We start from the raw sequence: 23,626 nt of genomic DNA on the forward strand, positions 1-23,626 counted from the left end.
ATTATGGTTCTGAGCTTGTCACATGTCAAGACAGGTGTAAAATAAGAGCAACACCACCAAGGGGGCGGAACACTGTGGCTTCTGGGCGGTATTTTGATCACGCAGCGACGACGCCGATGTATCCCGAGGTGCTCGCCGCAGTGCACCGGGTCATGGAGGAGGAAATCGGGAACCCTGGCAGTTTACACCAAGCGGGCCTTCGGGCCAAGGAGATCGTTAAGGAGTCGAGAAGCGTCATTGCCAGGGCCATCGGGGCCCGGGACCGGGAAATCGTGTTCACCGCATCGGGAACCGAGGCCAACAACCTCGCCCTTTTCGGTGCCGCCCGGAGGCGTGCCAGGAAGGGGGAGGGCCGCCATATCCTGGTGGGCGCCGTGGAACACCCTTCTGTTCTTCGGGTGGCAGACCGGCTCGTCCGGGAAGGATTTGAAGTCGAACGCTTGCCGGTGGACCGACATGGACGAGTTGACCCTGCTGAGGTCGGACGGAGGTTCCGGCAGGACACCATTCTCGTCAGCCTCATGCACGCCAATAACGTCGTGGGATCGATCCAGCCCGTGGAGATCATCGGGGAGATGACACGGGAACGGGGTGTGCTCTTTCACGTAGATGCGGTTCAGAGCTTCGGCAAGATTCCCGTCGACGTTCGGCGCATCCGGGCGGACCTGCTCACCCTTGATGCCCACAAGATGGGCGGGCCAAAGGGAGCTGCGGCACTGTATGTACACAAGGGCACGCGGCTTGATCCCATCCTATTCGGCGGAGGTCAAGAACGGCAACTCCGGCCGGGCACGCCTAACGTGCCAGCCATCGCTGGGTTTGGGAAGGCGGTAGAATTGATGGAGCGATACGCTCTGGGCGAGCGGGGGGCGGCCCTGCGGAAGCGATTGACAGAGCACATTCGCCGGTCGATTCCAGAGTGCGTGGTGTTCGGCCATCCGGAGGAATCTCTGCCGACCATTTTGACTATTGGAATTCCAAAGGTGGAAGGGCAACTGTTAATGCTCGAACTCGATCGGAGGGGGTTCGCCGTCTCCAGCGGATCGGCCTGCAGCGCCTCGGAATCCGAACCTTCTTACGTGTTATTGGCGATGGGGTACTCCCGGGACGAAGCATTGGAAAGTCTGCGCATCAGCCTCGGGTGGACCAATACGGAAAGTTCGGTGGACGAACTTGGAGAAGCCCTGTCCGAGATTGCGGCGGAGATGCGATCTGCGGCTCTCTCCATCCGGGGGAAGTGATCCAACCGTCGGCACGGACAGATCCTGGAATGAGTGTGCGCGATCCCACTGGATTTTGTCTCTTGCCCGATATGTTGCCGTCGTTGTCCAAAAGTTTAAGGAAATGTTATAATGTCCCCAAAAATTCGGGGTAGAGGGTGAAGATGAAGGTGGCAGCCGAACACACCGTCTCGTGGTATCGAAGGAGTCTGGCCGCGTATTTCTTTTTATTTCACACGGCCCTGGCTTCAGCCGTTGCCGGTGCCGTCCGATTGTTTGATCGGGTTTTCATGTCGGGCACAGATTTTGCAATTCTATTCGTCATTCTCGGGATGGCATCGATTTGGACCTGGGTGTACCATCGTTGGCTGATCCCTCCGATGAGAGAGATGGTTCGCGGACTGGCTGCGGTGACCGATGAGATTGACGTGTCCACCCGGGTGGGGTACCGTTCCTTTCATGAACTTGGTCGGATCTCTCACGGCATCAACCGCATGATCAAGGGATTCTACGGGATCCTGCTCAAAGTTCGAGATCACTCCCGGGACATTTCTGCAAGCATTGCGGAAATGGTTGAGCTCTCTGGCCAATCCGCCGATTGGTCTCACAAGATATCCGCCGCCATGGACCAGTTTGTCGCCGCCCTGGCCAAACAGACAGAACTCGCCCGGCTCTCGGGCAAAACCGCCCAAGAGACTGCCGCGGCAGCCCGGGTCGCGGACAGGCGGGCTTCGGAAAGCGCCCGGGCGGCGGAGCGGGCCCGGCGGGAGTTGGACAAGGGACTTCGAGCGGTGGCGGAGATTCGACGGCAGATTCCGCAAACGGTGACCGCGGCCCACGATACGGCGGCGGCGGTGGAACAACTTGGACAGTTGTCGAAAAGGGTGGAGGAGATCGCCGGGTGGATCGGACATATCGCTTCCCAGACTCATTTGTTGGCGCTGAATGCAGGGATTGAGGCCGCCCGGGCCGGGGAAGCAGGACGGGGGTTTTCCGTGGTGGCCCAGGAGGTCCAGAAGCTGGCGGCTGAGACCCGGGAGGCTGTTCAGCAGATCGGGGGGCTCATCGATAACATCCGGGAACAAGTTGAGATCAGTGTGGCTCGGACTCGCCGGTCTCAGTCCTTGGTGGATGAGCAAGAGGCTTTGATTCATACGGTGGCGACCGCCTTTGACGATATCGCCGATTCGACAGCTGACGTTGACCGATCGTTGACGGCTGTCGCCGAAGCGTATCGGGTCATGGCCCAGGGGAACGATACCGTTATTCACGCTGTGGATGACGTCGTCCAAAACGCTGATCACCTGTCGGCCGCCATCCACGAAGTGTACGCCGCCGTACAACAGCAAACGGCCACGGCCACGGAGATCGCCGCCGAAGCCCGCCGGGCCCAGGAACGGGCTCGGCAGCTGGAATACGAAGCCATTCGGTGGAAGGGCTTAAGCGGGTAAGATCCCGGTTCGCCGCTTCATATACCACCTCAAGAGACAATGGACTGAACGCGGACGATCTGAAGAAAATCTTCTTCTTCCAGAACCTCTTTTTCAAGCAGCCGGGTTGCCACACGGTCCAGCACTGTCCTGTGGCGCGCGAGGATGTCCAGGGCGTTTTGATAACACTCTCCGAGCACTGCCCGGGCGTGCTGGTTTGCCGCTTCAAGATCGGCGCCTCCGCAGTGGTGAGGCCGGAGGGACAGGAGGCCAAGGGAACTCATCCCAAATCGGGCGACCACGGACCAGGCGAGATCGGTGGCTTGCTCCAAGTCTTGTTCCGCACCCGTGGAGGTGTCCCCGAAAATCAATTCCTCTGCGGCCCGTCCTCCCAAGGCCATGGTGATTTTGCCAAGCAACTCCCGTTTGGTGTACAAAACCCTGTCTTCGGGGGATTCTTGCAGGACAAACCCGAGAGCTTGTCCCCGGGGAAGGATGCTGATTCGTTGGATTCGCTCCACTCCTTCGATCAAACCGACCAAGGCATGTCCCGCTTCGTGATAGGCGGTGATTTGGCGGTCTTTCTCGCGAAGAACCAAATCCCTGCGAGCATTTCCCGCAACGACGCGATCGATCGCTTGAGAAAAGTGGCGCGCCTCGATCTGTCGGGCCTCTTCCTTGACCGCTATGATAGCGGCCTCGTTGCACAGGTGCTTGAGCATCGCTCCGGAAAACCCGGGGGTGCGCCGGGCCAGACTGCGAAAATCCACCGCCGGATGGATGGGTTTATTGCGGGCGTGGAGGCGAAGAATTTTCTCCCGGCCCTCGATGGAGGGCAGGTCAACCCGGATATGTCGGTCGAAGCGCCCGGGTCGCAACAAGGCGGGGTCGAGGATGTCGAGTCGGTTCGTCGCTCCCATGACGATGATGTCCTGGCGTCCGTGGAAACCGTCCAACTGCACCAAGAGTTCGTTGAGGGTCTGATCCCACTCCTGGGAGCTTCCCGTTTCGCCCCGCCTTCGGCCCAGAGCATCGAGTTCGTCGAAAAAGATGATGGCCGGCCGGCCGATTCGACGCACTTGATCGAACAGGTCCCGAATTTTTTTGGCCCCGAGGCCGACGTATTGTTCCACAAACTGAGACCCACTGCAAGCGACGAATTCGACCCCGGCTTCACCGGCCACCGCCCTGGCAAGCAGCGTTTTCCCCGTGCCCGGGGGGCCGTAAAGGATCACACCCTTGGGCATCTCCGCTCCCATTCTTCGGTATTTACCGGGATCTCGCAGGTAATCCACGATATCCCGGAGTTCGTCCACAGTTTCGTCCACCCCTGCGGCGTCGGCAAAGGTTGCCGTAGGTTGACTGCTGGAGAATTCCTTCGAGGGCCGGATGACATCTCTCACCACCGGCGCTGTGGGTCTGCTCAGGGGCCCAGGCGTTGGACGATACCTCAACCATGCCCAGAGAAGCCCGGTCATGCCGACGGATGCGAGAATCCCGGCCAGCCATTCGCCGCTGAAGATGGGTATTCCACCCGCAATCCAAATCGGGAATGGAAATGACTTTTGCCCCCACCAGACCGTTCCGGCCGCGATCAGCATCAGAACGGACATGAAGCCAATCACCCTTCGAGAGTGACGGCGTTTTCGAATATCTCGCATTTGGTCTGCCCCCTCATCCGACGAGAATCAACATCTGCCACAATTCGTCCTACGGACCAGTCTCGCCGAGAAAACGAGTAGTCAAACCGCAGCGGAGGGGCAGGTGTCTCTTGGCTGGGAGGCCGGAGTCACGTTATAATCATGGTGCTGGGAATCCCTTCAGGTTTCCACTTAAGAAAAGGTGCGGTGTTGCCAAGGTGTGGTTTTCATCGTTTTGGAAAAAGCAGATGCAGCCGGAATCCCGGCTGGAACGACAGCGGAAACTGGTGGCTAAAAAAAGATACGTGGTGGATATTAACGTTATGTGCAATTGTCCCCCGTTGTTCTACACCGAGGGCGTTACCCTGGTGATGCCGATCAGCGTCTATAAAGGGGCTTTTCGTTACTGGGACTCGCTGCTGAACCACCCAGATCCCGGGGAGTTCGAACGAAGTGACATGACGGCACTGTGCCAGTTGATGCCGCAATTGTCCACCGATTTTATTCGATGGCAGGCCCAAACGGTGGAGCGGGTGGGGGGCGACTACTATCGGGGCAAGCCGCTGCTTCTTAACGGCAAGGTCAAGTTGCAGTTGGTGTGGGCGTATTTTTCTGATCTCCTCCCGACGGAGGCTTTGTCGGAAGTGATCGACGAGGACTACCTGTTGGACTGCCTCATCGCTGCGGCAGAGGAGAATGCCCCGTATCTGGTCACCGATGAAACGGAGTACATTGTAGAGGACTTGCGGCGGGAGTTTCGCCTCCACGTTCCTTGTCTTGATGTGGACGAAGTGATGAAGGGTTTGCGGCACAATCGCTCAAACGGGTGACAGCAGCCCCCGCTGCGTCGCGGGGGCAGCCGGAATTACCGGGTTTTGCCGTTGCCGCGTTTTTTGACCGATGTGATTCGGGGCGCTCCGGGCCGCTTGAAAACTGCAGTGCAGTGAAACTGTCCCGGTATCGGCACGATCGACACCAGTTCCCATCCCTGTTGTCCCATGTTGTTCAGTTGGTTGCGAATCCCCTCGACATGATTGACCAAGCTTGCGTATTCCCACTGGGTTCGCGCCACAGTTGGTTCACCCCCGAGTGTCCGCGCGTGTTACACTCATAGCATATGAAGGCGTTCTTCAAGGGTGCATGCCTGGTGTCGCAGGACCGTGAGTGACCGCTTTGGTTCCCGATGTGGCCATATTCCGCCGCAGCCCGATGTGGCCATATTCCGCCGAGGTTTCAGTCTGGATCTGGGAAGAGACGGATTTCCAAAATGCGTCAAGAACCGTGGCATCCCCACTGGCCAGCAGCGTGACCGATCCTGCTGAGGACGACGCGGGAAAAGCGTCTCGTTTTTCAGCGACATGCCGTGCGAGATGAGTCGCGGGATCGATGAGGAGGGTGTGGGGTACCCGGCTCTGGATCTGATCGGCGATCAGCGGATAATGGGTGCACCCGAGCACCAAAACATCAGCGCCCCAAGTGGCCAGCGGTTTTAGATAGCTGTCTAAAAAGGGCCCATAAACCGCAGGATCTTTCACGCCTCGTTCGATCAGCGGGACCAAGGCGGGAGCGGCCACGCTCCTCACCGCTGCGTCGGGTCGTGCGGAGTGAAGTCGGGCTTCAAAAACCCCGGCTTCTACGGTGCGCCGGGTGGCGAGAAGGGCGATTTTTCTCCCGGGGAGGTGTCGGACCGCCGGGCCGACCGCATCCAGCAGGGTCAGCACAGGCAAATCCGGATAATGATTCACGAGGGCGTCCACGGCCACGGATGCGCTGGTGTTGCAGGCCACGACCAAGAGGTCAATGTTCCGGGCCACCAGTTGTTTCACAGCGGCCAAGGAAAGGGCGCGCACCTCTTCTGCGGTTCGATCGCCATAGGGGGCATGAAGGGTATCGCCAAAGTAGACATAATCATGTTCGGGCATGTGACGTACGAACGCTGCCAAGACGGTCAGTCCGCCCACCCCGGAGTCGTACATACCGATCCTCAACGCCCAGGCCTCCTTCATTCGTGCCGGTGCATCACCGGGATCCAGTCGGCGTCCGAACTTGCGCATCCCCCCGGGAGCCTCGGAGAACGGCGCAACTCGGTGCCCGATTGGCCGGGACGTCAGTATACGCGAACAGGACGATAAAAGGTATCCCGCTCCACGGGAATCCGCCCGGCCCCTTTAATCAGCCAAACCAATTCATCCCGAGTCAAAGATTGACTGGTGAGTGCCCCGCCGGCGTGACTGATTCGCTCTTCCACCAGGGTTCCGTGTATATCTGAGGAACCGAAGTACACGGCCAACTGGGTCAGGCGCGGACCGATATTGATCCAGTATGCCTTAATATGGGGGACGTTGTCCAGCATCAACCGGCTCACCGCAATGGTGCGCAAATCGTCATCCGCCGATGTCCGCTGTTTCAGAGAAGCGGTTTTGCGGCTCGGCTGCACAGCTAAGGGAATAAAAGATAAAAACCCTCCGGTTTTATCCTGGAGTTCACGAATATAGATCATATGCTGTAATCGTTCTTCCAGTGTTTCGATCAACCCATACAGCATCGTGGCGTGGGTCCGGATGCCCAGTTGATGGGCAATTCGATGAACGTCGAGCCACTGCTCTACCGATGCCTTGTCAGGGGCCAATCTCTCCCGGTAGCGTTCGCTGAGAATCTCTGCTCCGCCTCCGGGCATACTCTCCAACCCGGCATCTTTTAAAGCTTGCAAGACCTCTTCAACCGATAGACCGGACAAACGATGGAAAAACTCGACCTCAGCGGCCGTGTAGGCTTTGATCGTCACATCGGGGTAGGCCGTCTTCAATGCCCGCACAACATCTGTGTAGTATTGAAATGGCACTGTAGGATTATGGCCTCCGACGATGTGGAACTCCCTAATCCCCGGCGTCCACCTTTCCTTGACGTACTCAAGGACCTCATCCGGGGACATGGTGTAAGCTCCCTCTTGATCCGGGTCCCGGCGGTAATAGCAGAAACCGCAATGCGCTTCGCAGACGTTGGTGGGATTAATATACATGTTTTGTATGAAATAAACATTACGTTCATTCAGCCGCCGATTGTATTCATCAGCCAGCCGCCCGACTTCCAGCAGATCGTCGTGGCGATACAGGCGCAATCCATCTTCCAAGCTCAGTCGCTGGCCGTGGCGAACTTTTTCAGCGATGTCCGCAATTCCATTCATGCGGGCCCCGTCCTCCTCTCTATCAAATGCCATAAAAAAGTGTTCCGGCGAAGATGTCGCCTTAAGTATAGGAGGGCGCCGGACGACTGTCAACGAAAGAGGCCGAGGATGGGGAACATCAGTTTGCGCGGCCTGGTCTGGCGTGAGCTGTGATACACAAGAAAAGCGCCTGGTTCGGCGCTATGAATCTTGTGGGGTGAACACCGGGGCGCTTTTAGTCTGGGGCGCGCATGATCGGGGCATCGGTGATCGCCTTGAGCCGCGTCTTAAGTTCTTCTTCCCAAGTGTTGTCGCCCGTGGCTCTTGCTAAATTAATTAAATCCAGCAGCGCATCGACTTGGTCCGGAATATACCGCCGATCCAACAAGACGCGTTCATCCGGGGGGTACATGTCGAGCACCTCTTTGACCCGGTCTTCTCCTACCAATTCGCGAAAATTCGCCTCGCGCAAGCCATCCGTGGCACAGTTGTGGGCGATCATGGCGAAATCCGACGACACAGCGGGAGCAATGTGCCACCTGTTGCAGGTCGGACACGTGAGAACCGGGACATCGTGGATGAATACGGGACCTTCGGCATATACATTCTGCAATGACGCGACCATGGTCATACCGCAGCAGAAATCCATTGGATCTCCCTCCCGCATGTGGCGGATTCGTAAAGTCTATATGTAGCTTTCATTATAGCAAAAGATCTCGGAAAAGGGAATGGACTGAAATCAAAAAGGTCCAATGTAAACATTGACATCCCGTGGCCACCGTGATAAGATGGCATAAATTAGGTTGGCGGAAAAACCGATGACCGGGTCGAGTACCCAGTTGAGGTGGCCAGAGAGTCTCCGGTTGCTGAGAAGGAGATCCACTCGAGACTGAGGGAAAATCCCCCGGGAGGTGCGCGCCGAACGCTGAGGTGTTCCCGGCTAGTAGGTGTCGCCGCGTCCCCGCGTTAAGGGGCCGGGCGTCGAAGTCGGGCGCTTTGGATGGGACAAGTGGGCGGCCTCCTGTCCGGGAGGCGGCCAAACAGGGTGGTACCGCGGGTAACAACTCGCCCCTGAGGGGGCGGGTTTTTTTGTGGTTTTAAAACGCATTGGGGGTGTTCCAGTTGGGGATTGCGTGACCCTTACGGACGTTCAAGAAGCGGCAGTGCGGTTGGCACCGGTCATCCATCGATTTCCTCTGCAACAATCCCAGACTTTCAGCCGCATGTCGAATAACCAGGTGTTTTTAAAGCTGGAAAACCTCCAAAAAACGGGAGCATTCAAGATTCGCGGCGCCTATAATAAAGTGGCGAAATTGTCGCCGGAAGCCAGGGGGCGGGGCATTTTTAGCGCGTCGGCCGGAAATCATGCCCAAGGGGTGGCTCTGGCCGCATCCCGGTTTGGTGCACCCTGTACCATTGTGATGCCCGAAGGGGCACCGGAAGCAAAAATCACGGCCACTCAGGGATACGGATCCCGGGTGGAGTTGGCGGGAGCCACCTACGACGACGCTCACCTTCATGCCGAGCGGCTCTGTCGCGAGCAGGGGGGTACCTTTGTACACGCCTTCGATGATCTGGATGTGATCGCGGGCCAGGGTACCATTGCCCTGGAGATTGTGGAAGACTTGCCCGACGTCGACGCCGTGGTGGTGCCCGTGGGCGGGGGAGGCTTGATTGCGGGGATTGCCGCGGCGCTCAAAGCCCTTCGGCCAAAGACCACGGTGTACGGGGTGCAGGCGTCGGGGGCGGCCTCCATGGCCTTGTCTTTGCGGGAAGGGCGTCGGGTCACATTGCCCGCGGTTGCCACCGTGGCCGATGGCATCGCAGTCAAATCCCCGGGGGAACTCACCTTTGATCACGTGAAACGTTTTGTCGATGACGTGGTTACCGTTTCGGATGATGCTATCCTTCGGGCAATGTACGCTTTTTTGGAAAGGACGAAAATGCTCGTAGAAGGTGCCGGCGCTGTTGGGCTGGCGGCTTTGTTTGAAAAGGTCCTCCCGTTGCGGCAAAAAAAGGTGGTGCTCGTGGTGAGCGGGGGGAACGTGGATATTGCAAAACTCGCCTCGTTGCATCCAATGGATCGCCCGTCACCGGTGGGAGTGGCAAAAATCTGAGGTCCAGGTGGGCCGGATCCCGGGTGCGGAATTGGGCGGCGATTGCGACAATGCCGAAAGACATTGTCATCTCGATGGGAATGGTCTATGTTGTGAAAGGGAGTACGTCTCCGGTTGGAATAGTTCGGTCGGCGCATACTAAGTGCCGGAAGTGAACCTTTGGCGTGGAGGCGATCGCCGTGAGTGAATACACGGTCCGGTGTTTGTTGTGTGGGCAAGCTTCGGTCGTGTCCGAAAAGCAGGCGGACCAACTTCAGATCGCCAAGCAGGGGGGCGCGTATATCTGCGATCTGTGCCAAAGACGCATTCGGCATGAATGTGAGCAGCAAACGCGTTAGAGCTGCCCGCGCCGGCCGGAACGGCGGGCCGCTCTCCCGGGCATTTTGTCGTAAAGGGGGACCATGAATGAACATTCACGAGTATCAGGGTAAAGCGATCCTCAAAACGTACGGAGTCGCCGTTCCCCAGGGGCAGGTGGCCTTCAGCGTCGAAGAGGCGGTCCGGATCGCCGAAGGTCTTGGCGGCAAAGCGGTTGTGAAAGCGCAGATTCACGCCGGCGGGCGTGGGAAGGCCGGCGGCGTGAAGGTGGCGAAATCCCTGGAACAGGTTCGGGAGTATGCCCAGCAGCTTCTCGGTTCCACTCTGGTGACCCACCAAACCGGGCCTGAGGGGAAAGTGGTTAAGCGATTGTTGATTGAACAGTTGACCGATATTCAGAAGGAGTATTACATAGGACTGGTGGTGGACCGGGCAACAGGTAGGGTTGTCATCATGGCATCGGAAGAAGGAGGCATGGAGATCGAAGAAGTGGCCGCGAAAACTCCGGAGAAGATCGTCCGGGAGACCATCGACCCGGCGGTTGGCTTCATGCCCTTCCAAGCCCGCAAACTGGCCTATGCGATCCATATTCCGAAACCGCTGGTGAACAAGGCGGTTCAATTTATGTCTGGACTTTACCGAGCTTTTGTCGACAAAGACTGTTCAGTGGCGGAAATTAATCCACTCGTGGTGACCGGGGACGGAAACATCCTGGCCCTGGATGCCAAGCTCAATTTTGACAGCAACGGTTTATTTCGCCACCCGGAACTTTTGGAGTTGCGGGATCCCGATGAAGAGGATCCCCGCGAGCAACAAGCGGCGAAATTTGGCTTGAGCTATATTGCACTGGACGGAAACATCGGGTGCATGGTGAACGGGGCCGGATTGGCCATGGCCACGATGGACATCATCAAGTATTACGGGGGAGAGCCGGCGAACTTTCTCGATGTCGGCGGAGGGGCGAGTACCGAAAAGGTTACCGAAGCCTTCAAGATTATTCTTCAGGATGAAAAAGTGAAAGGGATCTTGGTCAATATTTTTGGCGGCATCATGAAATGTGACGTGATTGCAAACGGGGTTGTGGAAGCCGCGCGGCAGTTGGGGCTCGATCGGCCGCTGGTGGTGCGGCTGGAAGGAACGAACGTGGAGTTGGGGAAAAAGATTTTGGCAGAGTCCGGTTTAAAAATCGTGCCGGCCGATTCGATGGCTGACGCGGCGGAGAAAATCGTATCGCTGGTTCATTGATGGCGGGGGGGACGAAGATGAGCATCCTGGTCGACCGGAATACCAAGGTCGTGACGCAAGGGATTACAGGTTCTACGGGATTGTTTCATACAAAACAAGCATTGGAGTACGGGACGAAGGTTGTGGCCGGCGTCACCCCGGGCAAAGGCGGCACGGTAATCGAAGGGGTTCCTGTATTCGATAAGGTGGCGGAGGCGGTCAAGGAAACCGGGGCAAACGCGTCGGTGATTTACGTGCCGCCGGCTTTTGCTGCCGACGCGATCATGGAGGCGGCGGATGCGGGGCTGGAGCTGGTGATTTGTATTACGGAAGGCATTCCGGTGCTCGATATGGTGAAAGTCAAACGCTATCTGGAAGGCCGGAAGACGCGGCTCATCGGGCCCAACTGTCCCGGGGTGATCACTCCAGATCAGTGCAAGATTGGGATTATGCCCGGTTACATCCATCGGCCCGGCCACGTCGGAGTGGTCTCCAGGAGTGGAACGCTTACCTATGAGGCGGTCCACCAGCTGACCACCCGGGGCATCGGGCAGTCGACCGCCGTAGGCATCGGTGGCGACCCGGTGAACGGGACGAATTTTATCGATGTGTTGAAGCTGTTTAATGAGGATCCGGAGACCGAGGCTGTGATCATGATCGGCGAGATCGGAGGCACGGCGGAGGAAGAGGCGGCGGAGTGGATCAAAGCCAACATGAAAAAACCGGTGGTCGGGTTTATCGCCGGCGCCACAGCGCCCAAAGGCAAGCGCATGGGCCACGCCGGGGCCATCATCTCCGGCGGGAAGGGCACCGCGGCGGAAAAGATTGCGAAGCTGAAGGAGTGCGGCGTTCGCGTCGCTCCGACGCCCGCCCAGATGGGGGAAACTTTGGTCGAGGTGTTGAAAGAACGGGGCCTGCTCGAGAAGTGTCAGACCGCGGTCCAGCAAACTCGTTGACCACGGTCCCCGGCGGTTGAATCACCCCCTTTTCCAGGGGGGATTATTTTTTTGTGTGCGGTTTGACATTTTTAAATAAAGGGAGCCCCCCGAATCCCTGTCGAATGGAGCTAGGGAGAGACAAGGGGTGGGGGTGGCGGTTTGAGAGAAGGTTCGGATGAGTGGCGGGAGGAGCGGGCAGCACTGTTAACCCTGTCGCGGGTGGAGGGGGTGGGGCCCGGGACGCTCTCCGTCTGGAAGAGACAGTTCGGCACGTTCCGCAGCCTCTGGTCGCTATCTGAGGTGGAGATTGCCTCGGGCCTGGGGCAAAGGGGGACGATGTTGGCCGGGCGTATCGTGGATGCCCGCCGCCGGGGACCTGAGGGGGCGAACCTCGAGGAGTGGACGCCCTATGGTGCCATGTGGACCACAACTCTCTTGGACCCCGATTACCCGGGTCGCCTAAGAAGTCTCCGCGATGCTCCCTGGGTATTGTACGGAGTGGGTAATCCCGGGGTTCTGAAGGACGATCTCCCGGCTTTGGCCGTTGTGGGAACCCGGCGTCCGACGATGGTGGGGCGGCGGGTGGCCCGACTGTGGAGTGCAGATTTGGCAAGGCGAGGTGTGGTGATCGTGTCCGGTTTGGCCCGGGGCATTGACGGGTTGGCCCACATGGGGGCTCTGGAAGGGGGAGGGCGGACCATTGCAGTCCTGGCGGGCGGATTTCATCACCTGTATCCCCCGGAGCATCGATCTCTGGCCGCGGCGGTGGCGCGCAGCGGGGCGCTGATCAGTGAGCAGCCTCCCCACTGTCAGCCTCGGCCGGGACTGTTTCCGATTCGCAACCGGATCATCAGCGGATTGGCAGAAGGCGTCCTCGTGGTGGAAGCCGGGGCGACCAGTGGCGCCCTGAAGACGGTGGACCATGCTCTGGACCAGGGCAGGGACGTATTTGCGGTTCCGGGGTCCGTGGCCATCGAGGCCAGCCGGGGCACTAATCTCCTCATCCGGGACGGAGCCAAACCGGCGATGAGCCCCGATGACGTCGCGGCGGAGTATCCACATTGGCCTGCGGCGCTTGCTGCCTCGGCCGATGGCGAAATCGAGAACCAGGTTCCACGCCGGACGGTGGACTCAGATTCCCGGCGGGTTCTGGCCGCCTTGGAGGAAGGGTGCCGGACGCCGGACCTCATCGCCGGGCGAACGGGTCTCCGGTTGGAACACATCAGCCGGGTCCTCACCGATTTAGAACTCGCGGGGCGAATCTACCGCGAACCCGGGGGATTGTACGGGGTTGTTCCTTTTTGGCGCGGTTAACCTTTCTTTCCCGGCGTCCCATGACCCCAAGAGGTTTCGCGGAAAAGGGCGATCAAGGCGATGGCGGGTGGTTTTCGCCGGCCGGGGCCGCCAGGGAGTGGGAGAGGGAACGGGACATGTCTGCGCGTTGCATATCTTCGGAGGAGAGTGGTACTATGGTTGCAACCGCGATCAGACTTTCGATCCCTTTGTCTGAACCCTGCAGCGGGAAAGGGGGAGAATGCGGTGGCAGATTACCTCGTCATTGTGGAATCTCCCGCGAAAGCGAAAACCATCGGCAAGTATCTCGGTAAAGGATATATGGTTAAAGCGTCCATGGGCCACATTCGGGATCTCCCAAAGAGCAAGCTCGGGGTGGATATTGCCCATGATTTTGAACCGCACTACATCACCATCCGGGGAAAGGGAGACGTACTGAAAACCCTCCGGGATGCCAGTAAAAAAGTCAAGCGGGTGTATCTGGCGGCCGACCCGGACCGGGAGGGCGAAGCGATCGCGTGGCATTTGGCGAACTATCTCGATGTCAACCCGGATGGGCCGTGTCGGGTTGTTTTTCATGAAATCACGAAACAAGCGGTTCAAGAAGCCTTTGCTCATCCGCGGCCCATCGATCGGGATTTGGTAAACGCCCAGCAAGCCAGGCGGATCCTGGACCGGTTGGTGGGTTATAAGATTAGCCCCCTGTTGTGGAAGAAGGTGCGCAAGGGGCTGAGCGCCGGACGAGTCCAGTCTGTGGCACTGCGGCTGGTTTGCGACCGGGAGAAGGAGATCCGGGAGTTCAAGCCCGAAGAGTACTGGACCCTGACGGCTCGCTTTAAAGTCGACGGTCGGACGTTTGAAGCGAAATTCGTCGGAGTCGGGGATCAGAAGGTGGAGTTGGCGAACGAAGAGGAGGTCAAGGCGATCCTCGCTCGGATATCCGGCCAGTCTTTCACGGTGATCGGGGTGCGTAAAAGTGAGCGTCGCCGGAATCCGGCGCCGCCTTTTACAACCAGCAGCCTGCAACAGGAGGCGGCGCGGAAACTCAATTTTCGCGCCCAAAAGACGATGTCGGTGGCCCAGCAGTTGTATGAAGGCCTCGAGATCGGGAAAGAGGGCAGCGTGGGACTCATCACCTACATGCGGACCGACTCCACCCGAGTGTCCCCGGTGGCCCAGGAGCAAGCCCGTTCTTACGTAGAGAAGACTTATGGGGCGGCATTTCTCCCGGAAAAGGTCAAACAGTACCAGACCCGTTCCGGAGCCCAGGACGCCCACGAGGCGGTGCGCCCCACTGAGGTCGCGCGAACCCCGGAATCCATCAAGGCCTATTTGAACCGGGATCAATATCGGTTGTACAAGTTAATCTGGGAACGGTTTGTCGCAAGCCAGATGGCGCCGGCGGTTCTGGATACGGTGTCGGCGGATATCCAAGCCGGGGATGTCTTGTTTCGCGCTGCGGGCTCCAAAGTGAAGTTTCCGGGTTTCATGACCCTGTACGTCGAAGGGGAAGACGATGCCAAAGACGAAGAGAACCGCGACCTGCCCGATCTGCGGCAGGGGCAGGAGCTCCCGGAGCCGGCTCTGGAGCCGAAACAACATTTTACCCAGCCTCCGCCTCGCTACACCGAAGCTCGTCTCGTAAAAACGATGGAGGAGCTCGGCATCGGGCGTCCGAGCACCTATGCGCCGACCCTGGAGACGATCCAGAAAAGGGGGTACGTATTGCTGCAGGAACGACGTTTCGTTCCTACAGAACTCGGAGAGGTTGTGGTGGAACTTCTCAAGGAGTTTTTCCCCGAGATCATCGACGTGGAATTTACCGCTCAGATGGAGGAGCGACTGGATGGGGTCGGGGAGGGACGGGTCAATTGGGTGGAGATGTTGGAGGAGTTTTACCAGGATTTTCAAAAACAATTGGATCTCGCCGAGCAGGCCATGCAGCACGTCCATCTGGAGGAAGAAGAATCGGATGAGATCTGTGAGAAGTGCGGTCGGAGGATGGTGTATAAGCACGGTCGGTTCGGAAAGTTTCTCGCGTGTCCGGGATTTCCGGAGTGCCGGAACACCAAACCGATTCTCAAATCGATCGGGGTGCCTTGCCCGAAGTGCGGCGGCGATTTGGTGGAACGCCGGGCAAAGCGGGGGCGAATATTTTACGGGTGTAAAAACTATCCCAGCTGTGATTTTGTCTTGTGGGATCGTCCAACTGGCGAGAAGTGCCCCCGGTGCGGAAGCCTCCTTGTCCTTCGAAAAGCAAAGGATAAAGAGACGGTCCAATGCAGCAATCCCCAGTGCGATTTTAAAGGGAACGCACTGGAAAAGGCCGAAAAGGGCAATTCCGCCGGGCGGAGGTCAGCGGTGGAAACGATGTGAGGAGGGGTGAGGGTGGATCCCGTCACGGTTGTCGGAGCGGGTCTTGCCGGTTCGGAGGCGGCGTGGCAAATCGCCCGCCAGGGGGTGCCCGTTCGTTTGTACGAGATGCGGCCGACGGTCTCGACTCCCGCCCATCGCACGGACCGCTTCGCGGAACTCGTATGCAGCAATTCCTTGCGGGGAGCCGCTCTAACGAATGCCGTTGGACTCCTCAAGGAAGAAATGAGGCGGCTGGGCTCGATCATTCTCGAGGAGGCGGACCGGCATGCGGTGCCGGCCGGGGGAGCTTTGGCTGTGGACCGGGAAAGATTCTCCGCTGCAGTGACGGAGCGGCTTGAAGCCCATCCCTTCATTGAAATCCGGCGAGAAGAGGTGACCGAGCTGCCGCCCGGCATTGGCGTGGTGGCCACCGGTCCGCTCACGTCGGAGAAACTCCATCAAGCGATTGCCCGGTGGACCGGGGAAGCGTATCTCTATTTCTACGACGCGGCGGCCCCGGTGGTCACCCGGGAATCGATCAATTGGGAGAAAGTTTTTGTGGCATCCCGGTATGACAAAGGCGAGGCGGCCTATGTGAACTGCCCGATGACCGAAGATGAATTCGACCGGTTTTATGAGGCCCTGGTGTCCGCCGAGACGGCGCCGCTCCGAGATTTTGAAAAAGAGGTCTACTTCGAGGGGTGCATGCCGGTGGAAGTGATGGCAAGGCGCGGCCGGCAAACTCTTCTGTTTGGACCGATGAAGCCGGTGGGCCTTGTCGATCCGCGCACGGGAAAACGGCCCTTTGCCGTCGTGCAATTGAGGCAGGATAATGCTGCGGCGACGCTGTATAATATAGTGGGATTTCAAACACACCTGCGGTGGGGAGAGCAGTCCCGGGTGTTTCGCCTCATTCCCGGGCTGGAGGAAGCGGAGTTCGCGCGTTTCGGGGTGATGCACCGCAACACCTATCTCAATTCTCCCAGGTTGCTTTTGCCAACGTATCAAACCCGCCGGCGGAAGACGTTGTTTTTTGCGGGACAGATCACCGGCGTGGAAGGGTATGTGGAGTCTGCCGCATCGGGGCTGATTGCGGGGATCAATGCGGGACGCCTGGCCAGGGGAGAGGATCCGTTGACCTGGCCGCCGGAGACGGCGATGGGGAGCCTCGCCCGGTATATCACCGAGGCGGACCCCGACAATTTTCAGCCCATGAATGCGACGTTTGGACTGCTTCCGCCCCTTAATCCGCCTGTTCGGGAGAAGGCCAGGCGACATCTGGCCGCCAGCGAGCGGGCTTTGGCCACTTTGGCCGCCTTTATGGGCGCGAATCGATTGAATCTCGCCGGATGAATGGGTTCACGAGAAAGGGGGGAAGAGCCGTGGGGGCGGATTGTTCCCGGGCCGATAGGGCTGTGGAGGCATTTCGGGTGTATCTAGAGTCCGAACGGCGATTGTCCCCACGCACCGTTCGAGCTTACATGGGCGATGTCGGCCAGCTGCTCGAATGGATGCAGGACCAGGGGATCGGCGGATGGGATCTCTTGACCCCGGTACGGATCCGGGATTTTTTGGCGGAGCTGTGGGATCGGGGGTTGTCCCGGCGCTCGGTGGCGAGGATGCTGTCCGCGTATCGGACGTTGTATCGGTTTTTTCTTCGGGAGGACGAAGTGCGGGAGAGCCCTCTGGAACCCGTGGCGACACCCAAGCAGGAGAAGAGAATTCCCAATTTTATGGATCTTGAAGAGGTGTTCCACCTCCTGGCGTCGCCTGATCCGAATACGGCTCTCGGACAGAGAGACCGGGCCTTGTTGGAGTGGCTGTACGCCACGGGGGTCCGGGTGGGGGAAGCGGTGGCCCTTCGTGTGGGGGATGTCGACATGGCCGGTCGGCGGGCGCTGATCCACGGGAAAGGAGGGAAAGAGCGGTATGTCCTGTTTGGCCGCTCGGCGGCCCGGGCTTTAACCCGGTACCTGGAGGTGGGGTGGCCGGCTCTGGCGGGAGCATGCCCGGGGCCCGGGGATCCAGTGTTCCTGAATTATCGCGGGGGTGCTCTCAGCGACCGGAGCGTCCGCCGGATCGTGGACCGGCACATGGCGCGGGTGGCGGGCTATCACAAGATCAGTCCCCACGTGCTGAGGCATACTTTCGCCACCCATCTGCTGGATGCCGGGGCGGATCTCCGGGCGGTTCAGGAATTGCTCGGGCATGCCAGCCTCCGATCGACCCAGATTTATACGCATACCACCCGGGAACGATTGCTTCAGGTGTATCTCCACGCTCATCCCCGGGCCTAAGGAGGGAGTCTCGATGACCCAGTTGCATGGAACGACCATTTTTGCCATACTGGACCGCGGGCACGCAGTGATGGCGGGGGACGGGCAGGTCACGATGGGCAATGCCACCGTGATGAAACACGGGGCGAAAAAGGTCAGGCGTCTTTACCAGGGAAGAGTCTTGGCCGGTTTTGCCGGCTCGGTGGCGGACGCCCTGGCTCTTTTCGAACGGTTCGAAGCGAGCTTGGAAAGCCACAGCGGCAATTTGCCCCGGGCGGCGGTGGACGTGGCGAAAGAGTGGCGGACCGACCGGGTGCTTCGGCGATTGGAAGCGATGCTGGTGGTGTGCGACCGGGAGCACCTGTTGCTGCTCTCGGGCAGCGGGGAGGTCATTGAGCCGGACGACGGGATCCTGGCCGTGGGTTCCGGGGGGGTGTACGCCCTGGCGGCGGGGCGAGCCTTGAAGCGGCACGCTGCGGGCCTGTCGCCCCGGGAGATCGCCCTGGAAGCTATGCGCATCGCGTCGGAGATCTGCGTCTACACGAACGACCGATTCGTCGTCGAGGAGCTCGAATAGGAGGGAAGGCCATGGAGGACGCCCAGTTGACGCCCAAACAGATCGTCGCGGAGCTCGACAAGTACATCGTGGGGCAAAGGGAAGCCAAACGCGCCGTCGCTGTGGCTCTGAGGAATCGGTATCGCCGGAACCGGCTGCCTGATGAGATGAGGGAGGAGGTCGTACCGAAGAATATCCTCATGATCGGGCCAACCGGGGTCGGCAAAACGGAGTTGGCCAGGCGTCTGGCCAGGCTTGTGCGCGCGCCCTTTGTGAAGGTGGAGGCGACGAAATTCACCGAGGTGGGGTACGTCGGCCGGGACGTGGACTCGATGGTGAGGGATCTGGTGGAGACGGCGATCCGCATGGTGCGCCAGGAGCGGATGGCCGAGGTGGAATTGGAGGCGCGCAAGGCGGCGGAAGAACGACTCATTGCGATCCTGGCTCATGAAGGGGATGGACCCACGGGGTTTCGCAACCCCCTTGAGATGTTGTTCAACCCCGGCCAGGAGCAGAGCCGCCCCCGGGAACCGGATTCGAAAGACAGCGCCCGCCGGGAGGAGGTGGCAAGGCGCTTGGCCGCCGGGGAACTGGAGGAGCAGGTGATCGAGATCGAGGTTGAAGACAGCACCTTGCCCTTCGTGGACGTGGGGGGGACCGGACAGTTTGAGGAGATGGGGATGCAGATTCAGGATCTTCTCGGGCAGTTCCTGCCCCGGCGAAAGCGCAAGCGCAAAGTAACGGTTCGCGAAGCCCGGCACATTCTCACCCAGCAGGAGGCGCAAAAGCTGATCGACATGGACGAGGTGCAGGCGGAAGCGGTGCGCCGGGCGGAGCAGTCGGGGATTATTTTTATCGACGAAATCGATAAAATCGCCGGGAAAGACCGCCATGGCCCGGATGTTTCCCGGGAGGGGGTGCAACGGGACATCCTTCCCATCGTCGAGGGCTCGACGGTCATGACAAAATACGGGCCGGTCAAGACGGACCACATTCTGTTCATCGCCGCGGGTGCGTTTCATATGTCGAAACCGTCCGATTTGATCCCAGAACTACAGGGACGCTTTCCCATCCGGATCGAGCTGCACAGCCTGAGTGCCGAAGACTTTCGGCGGATTCTGACCGAGCCTCGCCATGCGCTCATCAAGCAGTACACGGCCCTTCTCGCCACGGAGGGGGTCAACGTCGTGTTCACCGATGCGGCCGTCCAGAGGCTTGCGGAATTGGCTGCGGCCGTCAACCAACAGACGGAAAATATCGGTGCCCGGCGATTGAACACCCTGATGGAAAAATTGATGGAAGACCTGTTTTTTGAAGCTCCAGACATATTTTTGGACAAAATTGAAATAACGCCCGAATATGTGGATGAAAAGTTGGCGAGCATCGCGGGGGATCAAGATTTGAGCCAGTACATTTTGTAACCGGGCGTAAGGAGGATGTACAGATGGATCTACTCAGCAAAACCAGGCGGATCAATCGATTGTTACAGCGGTCGGCCGGGCAGCACGTGGATTTTATGGAGATGGCCCAGGTGCTGCGGGACGTCATCGAGAGCAACGTGTTTGTGGTCAGCCGGTCCGGAAAAATTCTGGGCTACGGGATCCTGTCCGAATTCGAGGGCAGTGTGAACGACAGCGAGATCGTGCAGCAGCGGCGTTTCCCTTTGGATTACAACGATTATCTGCTTCGCCACGAGCGCTCAGCTCCCAACGTGGACGACCCCCAGCCCTTCGCGGTATTCACCGAGCAGATGAATCGCCTGTTTCCGGAGCGGTACACCACCCTCGTGCCCATCGTCGGCGGCGGGGATCGGCTGGGAACTTTGATTCTCGCCCGATTTAACAAGGCTTTCGAAGAGGATGATTTGTTGCTCGGCGAGTACGGCGCCACGGTGGTGGGAATGGAGATTCTCCGGGCTCATTCCGAAGAGATGGAGGAGGAGATGCGCAACAAGGCGATTGTCCAGATGGCCATCGACTCGCTGTCTTACAGTGAGCTGGAGGCGGTGGAACACATTTTTGAAGAGCTCGACGGGAAAGAAGGCCTGCTGGTGGCCAGCAAGATCGCCGATCGGGTCGGCATCACCCGGTCGGTCATCGTCAACGCCCTGCGGAAGTTGGAGAGCGCCGGGGTGATTGAGTCCAGGTCCCTGGGGATGAAAGGGACCTACATCAAGATTTTGAACGATAAATTGCTCCCCGAGTTGGAGCGCGTGAAGAACCGGTAATCCCGCAGCCGTCTCTTCCTGTGATTCCGGCACCCGAAAGGGTGCTTTCTTTTTGCCCCGGAGAGCAGGAATCTCCGGCGGACTGACGAAACTTATGATGACTTTCGTCAAGGAGGGGTGAGGCATGCAACTGTTTTCCACAGGCGCCATGCAGTGGCTGCCTCAGGCGTTGGATGCGACGGCCCTCCGTCAGAAACTCATCGCTGACAACGTCGCCAACGTCGATACGCCGGGCTACCATCGCCAGGACGTCCGGTTCGAGGACATCTTTGCCCAGGCGTTAGCCCAGCCGGCCCCATTGGCCGGTTTCCGTACCGATCCCCGCCATTTTATTATCGGGCCGCCGCCCTTGTCTCAGGTCCGCCCCGAGACGACGGTGGACGATCAAACGGTTTATAGCACGAACGGGAACAACGTGGATATGGATCGGGAGATGACCGAATTGGCAGCGAACCAGACGGAATACTTGACCTTGCTGCAGGACGTCAATCTCCAATTCGCCATGCTTCGGTACGCTTTGAATGGGAGGTAAGATTTCATGGCTTGGCAAGACACGTTCGCCATCAGCGGCTCCGGCCTGTCCGCCCAGCGCCTGCGCATGGACGTCATTGCGGGCAACATCGCGAATGCCGATACCACGCGTAGGCCGGACGGCACGCCGGGACCGTATCGGCGGAGAATGGTGGTCATGGAGCCCCAGCCCGCCCCGGGCAGTTTCGCAGCGGCCTTGGCATCGGCGGGGGGGACCGGCGTGCCGGAGGGGGTGCGGGTGAGTGCCATCGTCGAGGATCCCAGCCCCTTTCAACTGAAGTACGACCCATCGAATCCCGATGCGGTCCAGAACCCCGCCAGCCCGTTGTACGGCTATGTCCAGTTGCCCAATGTCGACGTGGCCACGGAGATGGTTGATCTGATTTCCGCTTCCCGAGCTTACGAAGCGAACGTGACCGCGCTCGATGCCGGGAAGATGATGGCGGTCAAGGCCCTGGACCTCGGCCGCGCGTAGGGGGGTTGACGCATGGTTACACCTGCGAATGCCATCGGATCAGTGTCTGCCGCCCTCCCATCCGCGACTCCGTCAGCCCCCGAGCCGTCGCGCCCTTCCGGGGGATTCGGCGAATTGTTCGGCCGGGCGCTGGATCAGGTCGACGCTTTACAACAGCGGGCTGATCACATTGTTGCTCAATTCGTGGCTGGACAGGGGCCGGATGTTCACGATGTCATGATCGCGGCCCAGCAGGCGTACTTGGCCCTGCAGACGGTGGTCCAGATCCGGGACCGGGCAGTGGCCGCCTATCAAGACATCATGCGGATGCAGATCTAATCGACGCTTGGGCGGGGTGAGGGTATGAATCCACAAGTGCGCCGATGGCTGGAACAGGCCCGGACGATGTGGCGGGGACTGGACCCCAAACGGCGGCGCTGGCTGATTGCCGGCGCCGCGGCGGGCCTGGTGCTCCTCGTCGCTCTCTCCTGGTACGCCCTCGCGCCTCGCTATGTGGTGATTTATCAAAATCTAGATGCGAAGGCCGCCGGAGAGGTGACCAACAAACTGGACGAACTGAAGATACCTTACCGGACCTCCGGCGGTCAGGTGATGGTTCCCGAGCAAGACGCCGACCGAGCCCGCATGCAATTGGCCATCGCCGGATTGCCGAAGTCGGGTTATGTCGGTTACGAGGATTTGTTCGGCAACACCAATATTGGGGGGATGAGCGACAACGAATTTAACGTCAAATCCCTCATGGCTCTGGAAGGGAGCCTTGCCGGAACCATCCGGCAGATCGATGGTGTCGAAGATGTACAGGTTCACTTGGTCATGCCCGAACAGCACATGTTTGTCGAACAGCCCGTGGGTCAGGCAAAAGCCTCAGTGTTTCTCAAGATCGCTCCGGGCGCTCAACTGGGCCCGGACCAGGTGGCGGGCATTCAACAACTGGTGTCCCATTCGGTGAAAGGGCTGAACGCGACAGACGTGGCGGTGGTGGATCAAAACGGCGTCCGCCTCGACCACCCGGAAGACGCCGGGACCGCGGTGAGCAATGCCGACCGACAGATCCTGATTCAAAAGCAATACGAACAACTCATCTCCGATCGGCTTCAGTCGGCCCTGGGAAGAATTCTCGGGCCGGGAAATGTCGTGGTCCTGGCCAACGCCAGGCTGAATTTTGATCAGGTCAAATCCACCCAAAGCGATGTCCGGCCTGTCGTGGGCCAGAACGGCGTGCCGGTCAGTGTTCAGAAATCCACCAAGTCCGCTACGGGGACCGGGGTTGGAGGGGTTCCGGGCACAGCGACGGCGGGGGGCATGGCCACCGGCGCTCCCCCCACGTACCAGGGGGCCACGGGGAACGGGACTTATGACGAATCCCAGCAGACGATCAATTATGAGGTATCCAAAATCGTCACCGAACGGGTGGGGCAGCCCTTTACGCTTCAGGATTTGACCGTCTCCGTATTGGTGAACGGCCAGCCCACTCCCTTACAAGTACAACAGATCCGGAACTACGTGCTCACAGCGGTGGGCTATCCGAACGATGGCACCCAAGATCAGAAGGTGACGGTAACGGGCATGCCCTTTCAGACTGCTCAGTCGGCGCCCCAGGTTGCTTGGTGGGCCCGATACGGATGGGCGATCGGGGCTTTCGCCGCGGTGGCTGCCGCCATCGGAATCTGGTTTGCTCTGAAGCGGCGGCGGATGGCAGAGGAGGGACTCCCAGAACCTGTAATTCCCGCGCCTCGGCCGTCGTTGTTTGAGGAGAGTGAACTGCCCGAGGCAGAACAGCGGCGCAGGGAGGTGGAGCAGTTGGCCAGAACCCGGCCTCAGGAGTTTGCCGAACTGCTTCGGACCTGGTTGGCGGAGGAGTAG

22 protein-coding genes and 1 other annotated feature are annotated in these 23,626 nt (G+C 59.3%); of the genes, 17 read left to right on the forward strand and 5 right to left on the reverse strand.

Annotated elements, in window-relative coordinates:
- The first annotated feature begins 74 nt into the window (after positions 1-74).
- Together BTUS_RS07330 and BTUS_RS07335 are read left to right on the forward strand one after the other, a co-directional pair.
- A complete protein-coding gene (locus BTUS_RS07330; RefSeq protein ID WP_013075474.1) occupies positions 75-1,241 on the forward strand; it encodes a cysteine desulfurase family protein in 1,167 nt (388 codons plus the stop codon).
- Positions 1,242-1,384: 143 nt separating this feature from the next.
- On the forward strand, positions 1,385-2,671 hold the full coding sequence (locus tag BTUS_RS07335; protein ID WP_013075475.1) for a methyl-accepting chemotaxis protein: 1,287 nt from the start codon (positions 1,385-1,387) through the stop codon (positions 2,669-2,671).
- A gap of 29 nt (positions 2,672-2,700) precedes the next feature.
- On the opposite strand, the gene BTUS_RS07340 is transcribed toward BTUS_RS07335, so the two are convergent.
- Complete coding sequence (locus BTUS_RS07340; protein ID WP_052300576.1) at positions 2,701-4,263, reverse strand: ATP-dependent metallopeptidase FtsH/Yme1/Tma family protein; 1,563 nt, start codon at positions 4,261-4,263, stop codon at positions 2,701-2,703.
- A 245-nt stretch (positions 4,264-4,508) separates the two neighbouring features.
- Between BTUS_RS07340 and BTUS_RS07345 the strand changes: the two genes are divergently transcribed.
- A complete protein-coding gene (locus BTUS_RS07345) occupies positions 4,509-5,120 on the forward strand; it encodes a hypothetical protein (protein WP_041303901.1) in 612 nt (203 codons plus the stop codon).
- A 35-nt stretch (positions 5,121-5,155) separates the two neighbouring features.
- On the opposite strand, the gene BTUS_RS07350 is transcribed toward BTUS_RS07345, so the two are convergent.
- The 4 genes from BTUS_RS07350 to BTUS_RS07365 all read right to left on the reverse strand — a co-directional run bounded on the left by BTUS_RS07350 (position 5,156) and on the right by BTUS_RS07365 (position 8,102).
- Positions 5,156-5,362 carry a DUF4177 domain-containing protein gene (locus BTUS_RS07350; protein WP_013075478.1) on the reverse strand — a complete coding sequence of 69 codons (207 nt, stop codon included), beginning with the start codon at positions 5,360-5,362 and terminating at the stop codon, positions 5,156-5,158.
- Positions 5,363-5,420: 58 nt separating this feature from the next.
- Positions 5,421-6,278, reverse strand: coding sequence for a glutamate racemase (gene murI, locus BTUS_RS07355; protein ID WP_013075479.1), 858 nt, complete (start codon positions 6,276-6,278; stop codon positions 5,421-5,423).
- Between the two features lie 119 nt (positions 6,279-6,397).
- Positions 6,398-7,474 carry an aminofutalosine synthase MqnE gene (gene mqnE / locus BTUS_RS07360; RefSeq protein ID WP_013075480.1) on the reverse strand — a complete coding sequence of 359 codons (1,077 nt, stop codon included), beginning with the start codon at positions 7,472-7,474 and terminating at the stop codon, positions 6,398-6,400.
- 214 nt (positions 7,475-7,688) lie between these two features.
- The gene (locus BTUS_RS07365; RefSeq protein ID WP_013075481.1) at positions 7,689-8,102 is read right to left on the reverse strand and encodes a hypothetical protein; all 414 of its coding nucleotides are present in this window, start codon (positions 8,100-8,102) and stop codon (positions 7,689-7,691) included.
- 160 nt (positions 8,103-8,262) lie between these two features.
- Positions 8,263-8,529 (forward strand) — a binding site (T-box leader).
- Positions 8,530-8,544: 15 nt separating this feature from the next.
- Between BTUS_RS07365 and ilvA the strand changes: the two genes are divergently transcribed.
- From ilvA to fliF, 14 genes are all read left to right on the forward strand, one after another.
- Positions 8,545-9,570 carry a threonine ammonia-lyase gene (gene ilvA, locus BTUS_RS07370; protein ID WP_013075482.1) on the forward strand — a complete coding sequence of 342 codons (1,026 nt, stop codon included), beginning with the start codon at positions 8,545-8,547 and terminating at the stop codon, positions 9,568-9,570.
- Positions 9,571-9,975: 405 nt separating this feature from the next.
- Entirely contained in the window at positions 9,976-11,133 is a 1,158-nt protein-coding gene (sucC, locus tag BTUS_RS07375; protein WP_013075484.1) for an ADP-forming succinate--CoA ligase subunit beta, read from the forward strand.
- 17 nt (positions 11,134-11,150) lie between these two features.
- A complete protein-coding gene (sucD, locus tag BTUS_RS07380; protein ID WP_013075485.1) occupies positions 11,151-12,068 on the forward strand; it encodes a succinate--CoA ligase subunit alpha in 918 nt (305 codons plus the stop codon).
- A 141-nt stretch (positions 12,069-12,209) separates the two neighbouring features.
- Positions 12,210-13,364, forward strand: a complete 1,155-nt coding sequence (gene dprA / locus BTUS_RS07385; RefSeq protein ID WP_013075486.1) for a DNA-processing protein DprA — start codon at positions 12,210-12,212, stop codon at positions 13,362-13,364.
- Positions 13,365-13,589: 225 nt separating this feature from the next.
- On the forward strand, positions 13,590-15,719 hold the full coding sequence (gene topA / locus BTUS_RS07390; protein WP_013075487.1) for a type I DNA topoisomerase: 2,130 nt from the start codon (positions 13,590-13,592) through the stop codon (positions 15,717-15,719).
- A 12-nt stretch (positions 15,720-15,731) separates the two neighbouring features.
- A complete protein-coding gene (trmFO, locus tag BTUS_RS07395) occupies positions 15,732-17,051 on the forward strand; it encodes an FADH(2)-oxidizing methylenetetrahydrofolate--tRNA-(uracil(54)-C(5))-methyltransferase TrmFO (RefSeq protein ID WP_013075488.1) in 1,320 nt (439 codons plus the stop codon).
- Positions 17,048-17,995 carry a tyrosine recombinase XerC gene (locus BTUS_RS07400; protein WP_052300577.1) on the forward strand — a complete coding sequence of 316 codons (948 nt, stop codon included), beginning with the start codon at positions 17,048-17,050 and terminating at the stop codon, positions 17,993-17,995. The genes trmFO and BTUS_RS07400 overlap by 4 nt, the downstream gene beginning before the upstream one ends.
- A gap of 13 nt (positions 17,996-18,008) precedes the next feature.
- Positions 18,009-18,551, forward strand: coding sequence for an ATP-dependent protease subunit HslV (gene hslV, locus BTUS_RS07405; protein ID WP_013075490.1), 543 nt, complete (start codon positions 18,009-18,011; stop codon positions 18,549-18,551).
- A gap of 11 nt (positions 18,552-18,562) precedes the next feature.
- On the forward strand, positions 18,563-19,951 hold the full coding sequence (gene hslU / locus BTUS_RS07410) for an ATP-dependent protease ATPase subunit HslU (protein ID WP_013075491.1): 1,389 nt from the start codon (positions 18,563-18,565) through the stop codon (positions 19,949-19,951).
- 23 nt (positions 19,952-19,974) lie between these two features.
- On the forward strand, positions 19,975-20,757 hold the full coding sequence (gene codY / locus BTUS_RS07415) for a GTP-sensing pleiotropic transcriptional regulator CodY (protein WP_013075492.1): 783 nt from the start codon (positions 19,975-19,977) through the stop codon (positions 20,755-20,757).
- Positions 20,758-20,881: 124 nt separating this feature from the next.
- Positions 20,882-21,289 carry a flagellar basal body rod protein FlgB gene (flgB, locus tag BTUS_RS07420; protein ID WP_013075493.1) on the forward strand — a complete coding sequence of 136 codons (408 nt, stop codon included), beginning with the start codon at positions 20,882-20,884 and terminating at the stop codon, positions 21,287-21,289.
- A gap of 6 nt (positions 21,290-21,295) precedes the next feature.
- Positions 21,296-21,763: a flagellar basal body rod protein FlgC gene (gene flgC / locus BTUS_RS07425; RefSeq protein ID WP_013075494.1), complete on the forward strand. Its 468-nt coding sequence runs from the start codon at positions 21,296-21,298 to the stop codon at positions 21,761-21,763.
- Positions 21,764-21,775: 12 nt separating this feature from the next.
- Positions 21,776-22,081 (forward strand): flagellar hook-basal body complex protein FliE, encoded by a 306-nt coding sequence (gene fliE, locus BTUS_RS07430; protein ID WP_013075495.1) that lies wholly within the window; start codon positions 21,776-21,778, stop codon positions 22,079-22,081.
- A gap of 24 nt (positions 22,082-22,105) precedes the next feature.
- A complete protein-coding gene (gene fliF, locus BTUS_RS07435) occupies positions 22,106-23,626 on the forward strand; it encodes a flagellar basal-body MS-ring/collar protein FliF (RefSeq protein ID WP_013075496.1) in 1,521 nt (506 codons plus the stop codon).

This window comes from Kyrpidia tusciae DSM 2912 (assembly GCF_000092905.1).
Taxonomy (GTDB): domain Bacteria; phylum Bacillota; class Bacilli; order Kyrpidiales; family Kyrpidiaceae; genus Kyrpidia; species Kyrpidia tusciae.